Source organism: Oleiphilus sp. HI0132 (assembly GCF_001635845.1).
Window position 1 is genome coordinate 1 of record NZ_LWGJ01000714.1, and the last position, 591, is coordinate 591.

The 591-nt window shown below is 46.4% G+C and carries 1 pseudogene; it reads left to right on the top strand.

What is annotated here, in order from left to right:
- Positions 1–417 (top strand): annotated as a pseudogene (locus A3766_RS30740) (cell adhesion protein); the annotation flags it as partial.
- Between the last annotated feature and the right edge of the window lie 174 nt (positions 418–591).

Sequence of the window (591 nt, forward strand, 5' to 3'; positions counted from 1 at the left end):
GTGGGCGAACGAACGCGTTGGTACATTTCCGATATGATAGCCGACCAGGATGTCGCAGTAGAATGGTATAAGTCATCGGCGATATATGACTTATGGATTGGCGACCAAAACACGCCGTTGGAGAGTATTGTTAACCTCAACCACTTGCGTTTTTGGTATCTGAATTCATGGGATATTGCCGGTAAACATGTTGAAGCACGTCACTGGTACTTCCAGTCAATGAATAATGCTGAGCCTGAAGAAGTAACGATTAACTGGTGGGGAAGACGCAAAGACACAGGGTACGATGCCGCCAGTGCCAGAACTTCAGATAACCGCATTAAGGTTATGATGGGGAATGATTATGAGTGGGATCAGGTAGAAGGTCGCTATACCGCAAAGCCTTCGGATGACCAGTTTGAAGTGAAGAACTACTAAAATAAGCTAAGACGTTAAAAGGCTGAATGAGGAGGCGTGCTTTCCTTATTCAGCTTTTAAAATTGCCCATGCTTGCCCTGACCTTTGGTAAACCCCTGTGCGCCGTCTAAGGCTCCTGATGCGGCAGCGACTTCCATGCCTCGGTAGAATTCATTCTTCATGGCTTCATCAAAT